This window comes from Novosphingobium sp., from assembly GCF_030696665.1.
Taxonomy (GTDB): domain Bacteria; phylum Pseudomonadota; class Alphaproteobacteria; order Sphingomonadales; family Sphingomonadaceae; genus Novosphingobium.
In genome coordinates, this window is sequence record NZ_JAUYRV010000042.1 from 39,022 (window position 1) to 48,507 (window position 9,486).

General features: G+C 56.8%; 11 protein-coding genes. 5 read left to right on the forward strand and 6 right to left on the reverse strand.

Translation table 11 applies throughout. The annotated features are described in order from the left end of the window. Positions 1 to 180 precede the first annotated feature (180 nt). The gene (locus tag Q8R81_RS12010; RefSeq protein ID WP_305618120.1) at positions 181 to 513 is read left to right on the forward strand and encodes a hypothetical protein; all 333 of its coding nucleotides are present in this window, start codon (positions 181 to 183) and stop codon (positions 511 to 513) included. Beyond that, positions 506 to 1,276 (forward strand): metallophosphoesterase family protein, encoded by a 771-nt coding sequence (locus tag Q8R81_RS12015; protein ID WP_305618123.1) that lies wholly within the window; start codon positions 506 to 508, stop codon positions 1,274 to 1,276. Before Q8R81_RS12010 ends, Q8R81_RS12015 begins: the two co-directional genes overlap by 8 nt. Before the next feature lie 291 nt (positions 1,277 to 1,567). On the opposite strand, the gene rfbB is transcribed toward Q8R81_RS12015, so the two are convergent. From rfbB to Q8R81_RS12045, 6 genes are all read right to left on the reverse strand, one after another. After that, positions 1,568 to 2,620 carry a dTDP-glucose 4,6-dehydratase gene (gene rfbB / locus Q8R81_RS12020; protein ID WP_305618125.1) on the reverse strand — a complete coding sequence of 351 codons (1,053 nt, stop codon included), beginning with the start codon at positions 2,618 to 2,620 and terminating at the stop codon, positions 1,568 to 1,570. After that, positions 2,613 to 3,479, reverse strand: a complete 867-nt coding sequence (rfbD, locus tag Q8R81_RS12025; protein WP_305618127.1) for a dTDP-4-dehydrorhamnose reductase — start codon at positions 3,477 to 3,479, stop codon at positions 2,613 to 2,615. Before rfbD ends, rfbB begins: the two co-directional genes overlap by 8 nt. Beyond that, positions 3,476 to 4,021, reverse strand: a complete 546-nt coding sequence (gene rfbC / locus Q8R81_RS12030; protein ID WP_305618129.1) for a dTDP-4-dehydrorhamnose 3,5-epimerase — start codon at positions 4,019 to 4,021, stop codon at positions 3,476 to 3,478. The genes rfbD and rfbC overlap by 4 nt, the downstream gene beginning before the upstream one ends. Next, positions 4,018 to 4,917 carry a glucose-1-phosphate thymidylyltransferase RfbA gene (gene rfbA / locus Q8R81_RS12035; RefSeq protein WP_305618143.1) on the reverse strand — a complete coding sequence of 300 codons (900 nt, stop codon included), beginning with the start codon at positions 4,915 to 4,917 and terminating at the stop codon, positions 4,018 to 4,020. The genes rfbC and rfbA overlap by 4 nt, the downstream gene beginning before the upstream one ends. Positions 4,918 to 5,635: 718 nt before the next feature. After that, the gene (locus tag Q8R81_RS12040) at positions 5,636 to 5,842 is read right to left on the reverse strand and encodes a hypothetical protein (RefSeq protein ID WP_305618131.1); all 207 of its coding nucleotides are present in this window, start codon (positions 5,840 to 5,842) and stop codon (positions 5,636 to 5,638) included. A gap of 21 nt (positions 5,843 to 5,863) precedes the next feature. Further along, a complete protein-coding gene (locus Q8R81_RS12045) occupies positions 5,864 to 6,343 on the reverse strand; it encodes a MarR family transcriptional regulator (protein ID WP_305618133.1) in 480 nt (159 codons plus the stop codon). A 1,501-nt stretch (positions 6,344 to 7,844) separates the two neighbouring features. Between Q8R81_RS12045 and Q8R81_RS12050 the strand changes: the two genes are divergently transcribed. From Q8R81_RS12050 to Q8R81_RS12060, 3 genes are all read left to right on the forward strand, one after another. Then, complete coding sequence (locus tag Q8R81_RS12050) at positions 7,845 to 8,132, forward strand: hypothetical protein (protein ID WP_305618135.1); 288 nt, start codon at positions 7,845 to 7,847, stop codon at positions 8,130 to 8,132. Between the two features lie 442 nt (positions 8,133 to 8,574). After that, the gene (locus Q8R81_RS12055) at positions 8,575 to 9,033 is read left to right on the forward strand and encodes a hypothetical protein (protein ID WP_305618138.1); all 459 of its coding nucleotides are present in this window, start codon (positions 8,575 to 8,577) and stop codon (positions 9,031 to 9,033) included. A 147-nt stretch (positions 9,034 to 9,180) separates the two neighbouring features. Then, on the forward strand, positions 9,181 to 9,486 hold a 306-nt coding region (locus Q8R81_RS12060), incomplete at its 3' end, for an SDR family NAD(P)-dependent oxidoreductase (protein WP_305618141.1).

The window sequence follows — 9,486 nt, forward strand, 5'->3', positions numbered from 1 at the left end:
GAGCGGTGAGGATTATGGTCTGCGCAGCGCTGTCTGGGTGGGGGCATAGTATTGCCAGATGCATGTGCGGTATCGCCCCGACCCGGCATATTTCGATCATTAACTGTGACGCTGTAGACACAGGGTGTGTGTTGTTCTGGAAACTGCGGGAACCGTGATTTCCTAGAATGGTTGTGCGCAGTGGAAGTCTTTTTACACCGCCACAACGTCAGCGGGCCGAGGGAGGCTGGATTTTTGATGTTGCAAGGGTTTGGCCGCTTTGCCCAGGCGCAAGCGGAAGCTTTGCAGGTGTGCCATACGACAATGTGTGATCACCCAAGCGGGTTCGTGCGTGGCCAGGGCTATTCCGGCTGGTTTGGTGCCGTGCAAGATTGGGCTGGCGCTGCTGTGCAATTAATCACAGCGGCAAAGCGCCTGTCTGCCAAGGGGTTAGGATTGTACCAGCCTAACCGGCAGACGGTCCGCAGTCCATTGTTCGGCGTGATGTTCTTCAAGGCCCAGCATAATGTTTGAATCTTTCAAGATGCTATTCCGTGCGCGTCCACAAGAGCCCTGGCGGTCCTGGCCCGCGTTTCCCGAAGGACAGCGTGTTTATGCCATCGGGGACATTCATGGCCGCGCCGACCTGCTTGAGGCCATGCTTGACAAGATCGCCAAGGACGAGGCGATTCGCCCTGCTGCTGAGACAACGATCGTATTTCTTGGGGATTTGATTGATCGTGGGCCCGACAGCGCACGCGTGGTTGATCTCGTTATCGAGCTTGCACGGACGTGCAAAGTCCGCGCAATCTTAGGGAACCACGAGGAAATGTTGTTGGCGAGTCTGGAATCGGACCAGACCCTGCGACGGTTTCTCGAGCATGGCGGCAAAGCGACGATCCTGAGCTACTTTGCCGACCAAGAGGCTTACAATCGCCTCTCGATATCAGAATTGCGCCAAGACCTCCGCGCAATCATTCCGCAGGACCACCTGGCATTTTTCAGAGGTCTGGAAGACGTCGTGTGCATGGGTCAATATGTCTTCGTGCATGCAGGCATTCGGCCGGGCGTGAAGCTGTGCGAGCAAAATCCCCACGATCTGCGCTGGATTCGCGAGGGCTTTCTGGACTGTGATGACGACCTTGGGCTTATCGTGGTGCACGGCCACACGATAAGCCAGGACGTCGAACTCAGATCCAACAGGGCCGGCGTCGATACCGGGGCCTATCTCCACGGCAAGCTTTCTGCGCTGGCACTTGAAGGCTGCGGCCGATGGTTCCTGGAAGTGACAGGGTAGAGCAACGGCACGTCGTCATGAAGCGGTGAACGCCATGGCAGCGGCCAGCCTACAGCTGCTTAACGCAAGGGCTATGTCCCTCTGCCCGGTCACCGCGATTGTCGTCGGCAAGCGCCTGATGGCAATGGGCACATTGCCGCTCGCCGGTCCGCCCGAACGGGACTGTTGCTAGAATTCCGGGCTCTTGGGTGCCGCGACGGTATTCAGCACAATGCGTTGCACACCTGCCAGAAGATCGCCCCCGATCCGGCCAGTCTGTCGCCGACAGAGGCCGTCAGGTCATGGCCGCCGTTATGCCAGCAGTGGCTTCCACCATGATTCGTTGTCGAGATACCAGCGCAAAGTACTGCGCAAGCCGGTCTCGAAGTCGTGTTGCGGAACGTAACCGAGTTCTGCGCGAGCCTTTGCCTCGTCGATCGCGTAGCGCCGGTCATGGCCTTTGCGATCCTCGACGAACGTTTTGAGCTCACAGGTAGGTCGTCCTTGTGCAGCAGGCGCATCGGGGTAGCGCTGCGCAAGCCCTTCGACCTCGACAAAGGCGCGGTCGACCTCGGCGCAGATACGGTCGATCACCGCCATGTTCGGCAGTTCCTCGCCGCCGCCAATATTGTAAGTCTCGCCAGGTTTGCCGTGCTCAAGTGCAGCTTCAATTCCGCGGCAGTGATCCTCCACATAGAGCCAGTCTCGTACATTCATGCCATCGCCGTAAATCGGCAAGGGCCGGCCAAAGAGGGCATTTAGCATGAACAGCGGAATGAGCTTTTCTGGGTAGTGAAAAGGACCGTAGTTGTTCGAGCAGTTGGTCGTCGTCGTGTTCAGCCCGTAAGTGTGGTGGTAGGCGCGCACGAGATGGTCGGATGCTGCTTTCGAGGCTGAATAGGGCGAGTTGGGCTGATATTGGGTGGTTTCGTTAAAGGCAGGATCGCTCGGCCCCAATGAGCCATAGACCTCGTCGGTAGAAATGTGATGGAAGCGATGTGCGTGGCCGGTGCCTTCGTCGAGCCATACCGTGCGCGCGGCCTTGAGCAGGCTGTTGGTGCCAAGGATATTGGTCTCGATAAAGGCATCAGGCCCGGTGATCGAGCGGTCGACATGACTTTCGGCAGCAAAATGGACAAGCGTGCGCACGCAGTGCTCGCGCAGCAGCTTCTCGACCAGCTCGGTGTTGCGGATGTCACCGACCACGAGTTCAGCCTGTTCGACCCCGGCGATGGTTGAGCGGTTGCCTGCATATGTCAGGCAATCGAGCACGATGATGCAATCGTCAGGATGGTGTCTGGCCCAGTAGTGGACAAAATTGCCGCCGATAAAGCCGGCACCGCCGGTGACGAGCAGATTAGCCAAGGGCCTTTTCCTCTTTGAGCATGGTCTTCAGATTGGTGCGCCAATGGATGTGCTCATCCCCAAGCAAATTGCGGATCTTGGAGACATCGAGCACCGAGAATGACGGGCGTTTAGCCGGCGTGGGATAGTCGGTCGTGGCGATCGGGATAATCGCCGGGATGCGGGCCAGGAGGCCCAGCTCCAAAGCCTCATCGGCGATGGCATTGGCAAAATCGTACCAGCTGGCGACACCAGCATCGCGGTGATGGTAGATCCCCGGTTGGTCGATGGCCGCAAGACCCCACAGAGCCTGGGCAAGCCCGGTTGCCCAGGTCGGTGATCCAATCTGGTCGGCAACAACGCGCAGTTCTTCACGTTCACGCATCAGCCGCAACATGGTTCGGACGAAGTTGGCACCACCTGCTGAATAAACCCAGCTGGTGCGCACCACGATGGCATCGGAGCCTGCTGCATCTTCGCCTGCAGCCTTGCTGGCACCGTAGATGGATTGCGGGTTGCGCTGCTCGTCCGGGTGATAGGGGAGGCAGACACCATCCTTCTGTCCGTCGAACACGTAATCCGTCGAGACCTGGACAAGGCGCGCACTCGAGCCGGCAAGGGCTTTGGCAAAAGCGCCTGGCGCGCCAGCGTTAATCGCATAGGCAAGGTCCGGTTCGCTTTGCGCGCGATCTACGGCGGTATAGGCGCCTGCGTTGAGCACGAGATCGGGTTCTTCTGCGTCCACCACGCGGGCAATCGCATCCTGATCAGCCAGGTCGAGCGCTTGGCGGTCAAGAGCCACACAAGTCCAGCCATCAGGTTGCGCGGCGAGGAGCGCACGCCCCAATTGCCCGCTTATGCCGGTGACGAGTGCTTTCATAAAAACGCGTTCACGTCAGCCAAAGGCACGCCGCTCGCATCCTTGGCTGACATTTTTGGTTCAATTCCTTCCAACGGCCAGGCAATGCCGACCTGCGGATCATTCCAGGCAAGGCTTGCCTCATGTTGCGGGGTATAGGGGGCGGTGCATTTGTACAGGAAGTCGGTGTTATCCTCCAGCGTCAGAAAACCATGTGCAAAGCCCTCAGGCACCCAGAACATGCGCTTGTTTTCTGCCGAGAGGGTCACACCGGTCCATTTGCCGAAAGTAGGCGAGGCGCGGCGAAGATCGACTACAGCATCAAACACTGCACCACGCGTTACCCGGACCAGCTTGCCTTGCGGCCCAGGGTTTTGGAAATGCATACCCCGCAGCACACCTTTTTGCGACCGGCTGTGGTTGTCCTGTACGAAAATCAGGTCGAGCCCCGATGCGCTGAACGCTTGGGCATTCCAGCTTTCGAAGAAAAAGCCGCGATCGTCCCCGAACACGTCTGGTTCGATTATAACCGGTCCGGGAATGTCGCATTCGATGATTTTCACAGAGCACCTTTTTGCATCAGCAATTGCATCAGGTATTCACCATAACCGGATTTTCGCAGTGGCTGGGCGATATTCTCCAGCTGCGCATCGGTGATGAAGCCTTGCCGCCATGCGATTTCTTCGGGGCAGCAGATCTTGAGGCCTTGTCGCTCTTCGGTGATGCGCACATAAGTGGCTGCATCGAGCAGCGAGCCGTGTGTGCCGGTATCGAGCCAGGCATAGCCTCGCCCCATGATCTCGACGCAAAGCTGGCCTTCGTCCATGTAAAGCCGGTTTAGATCGGTGATCTCCAGTTCACCACGCGGCGATGGCTTGAGGTCTCGCGCACGGTCCACGACCGTTTCATCATAGAAATAAAGGCCTGTAACGGCATGGTTAGACTTAGGCTGAACCGGCTTTTCCTCAATTGAACTGGCAACGCCCTGCTCATCAAAAGCCACGACCCCGTAGGCTTCGGGATTGTTGACCCGGTAGGCAAAAACAGTGGCGCCGGTATCTCGCTGATCGGCGCTGCGCAGCAATTCCGGCAGGCCATGACCGTAGAATATGTTGTCCCCCAAAACCAGCGCACTGGGGCGCCCGCCGATGAAATCTGTGCCGATGCGGAAGGCTTGGGCAAGGCCATCGGGGTGAGGTTGGGTAGCATAGCTCAACGCGACGCCGAAGCCTGACCCATCGCCAAGCACCCGCTGAAACTGCTCGGCATCCTCAGGTGTGGTAATGACAAGGATGTCTCGGATGCCCGCCAGCAAGAGTGTGCTTAGCGGATAATAGATCATCGGCTTGTCGAAAACTGGCATCAACTGCTTGGAGACCCCGCGCGTGAGTGGGTAAAGCCTAGTTCCCGAGCCCCCCGCTAGAATAATGCCTCGACGGACAGATGCATGATGAGGCATCAATGCTCGATTCGCTCCTGATTGCATTTGATAGCTCCGTCACAGCACGAACGCGCATTTTCAATCGAAAACTGGACGCTTTGAAAACTACAGGCGCATGGCGGTGTGAAGTGATTTCCAACCTTTGCTTATAAGCGCGCGCGGTGTTGTCGCTATGGCGGCCTATTTGATTGTTCGGGGTGTTGCAAGGTGTTGAGCGCGATGCGCTTTGGCGGTTATCGGCTGTTGCGGCCCTTGAGGTTTACCCAAGTCATGCGGTGGCGGGATATGGCTGCAGTGTTTTGCAACAAGGGTGGTCGCGCGCCATCCGGGCGGCGTTGGTGCTCCAGTCTCGACCTCTACGTAACGTATTGGCTCTGAGCTGCACCAACGTGGATTTCCTCTAATGCTGCAGGCCCTTTCATGCCCCCGCGGCTGAGAAGACGCGTTCGCGGATGCTACTACGGTTCAGATGTCCCGGAAACATTGGCCTATGGCCTCGGCAATCGACACTGCATGTTTCATCAAAAAACCGATGTTCTGCCATGGGAGGCTGATCATCAATGTCACCCAGGCCGGCGCGCGTTAGCAGCGTCGTGTGGAGGCAACGACGCTGCGATCGAGGAAAGCCATGTGTGACGGAGTGCAAGTTGGCCACGCCGCGGCAGGGACATAGAATGTGCACTGCACGGCCGAATCAAGCAAAATCATGGTGCGCGAGGGTGCCTACCTCGAGCCGTCATGTCTGTAGATCGGACTCTGGAATTTCGGCTATGCGTCCGGCAATCTTGATGATTGTCTCAACCTCGTCGATTGCTGAGCTGACCAGAGCTGAGGCGGTGTAGTATCCTGCGTTGTCGAGGACTGACATCGCCGTTTCGAGAAGGTGGATGACATCTCGCCATGCCGCTGGATCTTTAGCCAAATTTACAGGCGAGGCGTTCATGTTCTCGGGTCTTGGCAAGGTTCAGGCCGCGCGCACCATTGGAGTGCGCAGGCGCTCTGCGGCGAAGCTTTGCGCAGTCAGAACTTGTTCGGTTTTCTCCACGGCCTCGCGCGTCAGGCGCAGCCAGATGCGCCGACCATCGGATGGATCTGGCTCTCGGCAAACCTGTTTGCGATCAACGAGCACGGATAACCAGCGCACGACCGTTGCAGACGGGATGCCGGTTTCGTGGGCAAGATCGGTTACGCTTATGCGGCTGCCTTGCGACCAGTTGGCATAGAGGGTCAAAAGGATTTCCCAGCACGGCTCGCTGGATAGCTCGTGGCCAAGAATCTGGCGCCGCCGCTTGCGTTGTTCCAAAGCGTTGTTGGCAGCGTGAGCGAGCATGGCACGACGCTTGGTATGGTTCAGACATGCGGCCTCTTCAGGTTCATGACCCAGCAAAAGCGTCTGCAATATCTCCAGCGCATCAATGGCGCGTCTGCGATTAACCTGTTCCAACCCCGTTCCTCACAATCTGTCGTCGCGGCTTCCCCCAAATGCCTTGACTGCCCCTTGTGACACGCGGGAAATAAAATCAACACAATAGTTCAATCGATTGCGCATTTTTTTGCGTTACAGTGATCGCTCGGACCTATAGCTGCTGTTGCTTGTCTAGGGCTGTTTTGACAGCGCAGACATATTGCGGTGCCTGCTGCAATTGAGACAGGGCGTGAAATAGTCTATACATCAACATGTTACGGCCTGTTGGGAGACTATTGCGTCGAGGCAATGCCTTGATCAGATATTCATCTGGCCGCAGATGGAGGCCAAGACATAGGGCGCATTGACCATTGCCGAGCCGGGTTAGCTGCACGTCCTGACGTCGCCGTAGCCGCTGAGGGCACGCACATTACCCTGCTGAACTTGAGCAGGTATCGAATCTGGGTTAGGTCAGCAGTCGATGCAAGACGGATCGTGTAAATCGGGTTCAGATGGGCCGCTGTCCGAGCTTCGGTTCGGCTATGGAGGCGCTGCCATCAAAGGAAGCCGGACGGCAAGGCTAACTCATTGGCTAGCCCATCTGCTTGCCCAGCGGCTTGGCTGGAAGCCGCCGGTTGACGATGGCATTATAGTTCCTTTGGCAGGCAACATCGTTTTTGTCGGCTATCTTTTTGCCAAGGATCTTTTTCCTTTCCTGCAACCGTAATCTACGCCGCTACAATTGCTGGGCTGCCTTGGCAGGGCCTAGCCCTCACAAATGTGGTCGGCGCAAGAGAGGCGCAAAATGGAAAACTTGCGCTGTCAGCTCAGGCGGCTTGGCGTAGACGCGAAAGCCAGCAGCGCCTTGCGATAAGCTTCGGATTGAGGGCCTGAATACGGAGCACTCGGCTGGCCAAACTGAAAGCAATTGCTGGACAGTGACGAGCCACCGATGGTTTGTACTGACACAGTTGGGCACGAACAGGCCATCGGTCGCACCGGAATTTTCAGCGTCCAAATATGCACCGGGTGGGACGGCAGAGCAGGCGTTTTGCTGACGAAATCGCGCGATGCCATGACATTCTGGCGCGTTCGAACATATCAAACGAAACTTGATCAGTGCCATGACTGCGCATGGGATTTGCGCGTATGTGGAGCCTGGTGTTGGTGGCCCGGGCCGCTAGCTATTAACTCGCGACCCGGGCGCTTTGCAACCCGAGGGCTCTTGTAAATCTGCAGCTCTTCCCCGGATCGCTGCAGCTTGTCCAAATCCTGACTGGAGGATGCAGGCTTTGGGAAACGGGCCTATGTGCCAGCGCTCTTAAAAACGACCGCCTGACAATCAGATTTCTGGTTGTCGTGGGTTATAGCGCTTTATACTCGATGACGCCCCCTATGACATAGCAGAACCGGATAAGGCAACCTGACTTTGCAGCCGGGAGCCTGGGGATTTGGTCTCTGCCATGGCCTGGAGGCTCCGGTATGGAGGGGGCCAAAAGCGGGTCGGCCAAGCTACGAGGGGCACATTGCGGCCGTATTTTTGCGCATTGTGCCGTTTGCAAGTTTTTGTGTAATCGTCTTGCCGCATTCGCAGTATCTATGGGGCGCACGATTCCAGGATGATGTGGAACGGTATTTTCCAGAGGCGCAAACACTCGGTGCGCGGGTGTGCCAGATGACCATGATTGTTGTGCATGTGCATTTTGCTGGGTGTCGATGCGATCCAGAAGGTCGGCGAGAGGCCAAGCGTCATGTGCTGGAAGATATTGAGCGGCGAAAAAATGAAGACATTGCAACGTCGCTTAATGAGTATACGGGCATTTCTTAATTTTGCATAAAATGCATAAATAAGCGGTTGACTTGTTATTGGGAGATGGAACAGTCTAATCCTGACGCGAAGGGGGTAGCCGTGTTCAAGATCTTCTGTTTTCTTGGTTTTCACAAACCGAGTCGGCGCAGGATGCGCTGGGATCAGGAAAAATGTGTAACCCGCTGCAGTCGGTGCAGTACGCAACTGGAAAAGATTTCAGGGGAACGCTGGCACAAGGGCACGCCGGTGTAGTCATGCCAGCGTGTCACGCGCCGATATTTTGTTTGGAGCCGACACTACGCAAACTGCCCATACCATGCAAACTGCCCATACCATGCAAATTGCCCATCCGGCTCGGTTCAGGCCGAGGCATTGGTCGCGGACAAGGCTGCCATGCAACCTTGATCCAGCCTGTTCTTGGCAATAGGGTTAAATGCTCTAGAACGGTATGGATGTTGTCATGAAAAAAAGTCAGCGCGGACGGGTTGAAGCGGCAATAAGTCTACTGACGACTGTTCTGGATGGCGATAGCCAAGACGTGCCATCGCCTTTTGATGCAACGAGCCTTGCCCGCGCGCTTTGCAGCAAAAGCAAGCGCCATCATCAGTCTCTTCCCGGATTTCCTGATATAAATCAGCCTTGGCGGGTGCTGCTGCAACTTTATGTGGCCGAGGCGGATGGCGTAAAGCTTGCGGTCACCGATTTGGCACCGCTGTGTGAGAGCGCGCCGACAACCAACTTGCGAACCCAGTCTTTTCTTTTGGATTTGGAGTTGATTCACAAGGTTGCAGATCCGAAAGACAGGCGCAGGACCTGGCTGGCGCTTACGGATCTCGGAAAGGCACAGGTGGTCGAGGTTCTGAACGAATTTTCCAAACGTCTCGTCGCACTACCGCCCATGCCGGTCTTTGTCAGGTAACATGCAGACATGCAGCGGTGGTACTGCCGTGACCTTCAGCTCCAAACGTCGCGTCCGATGCTGTGGTGCTCAAGCAATGTCTTGGCAAATGTGGCGGATCGACCAGCCACCAACCCTTGTCAAATGGCCTGAACGGAAACCCAGCAAATGACGATTCTTCTGACCGGCGGCGCGGGCTACATCGGCAGCCACGCGGCGGTCGCGCTGATGGAGGCAGGGCACGCTGTCGTGTGCTTTGACAATCACTGCAACAGCAAGCCTGATGTGGCCGTGCAGGTGGAGCAGATTACCGGAAACGCGCCCATCATGGTCACAGGCGACATCCGCAACCGGGCTGCGCTGGATCAGGTGTTTGCCGATCATGCCATCGACGCGGTGATCCACTTCGCCGGGCTGAAAGCGGTGGGTGAATCCGTTGCTTTGCCGCTGGAGTATTATGAGAACAACGTCTGG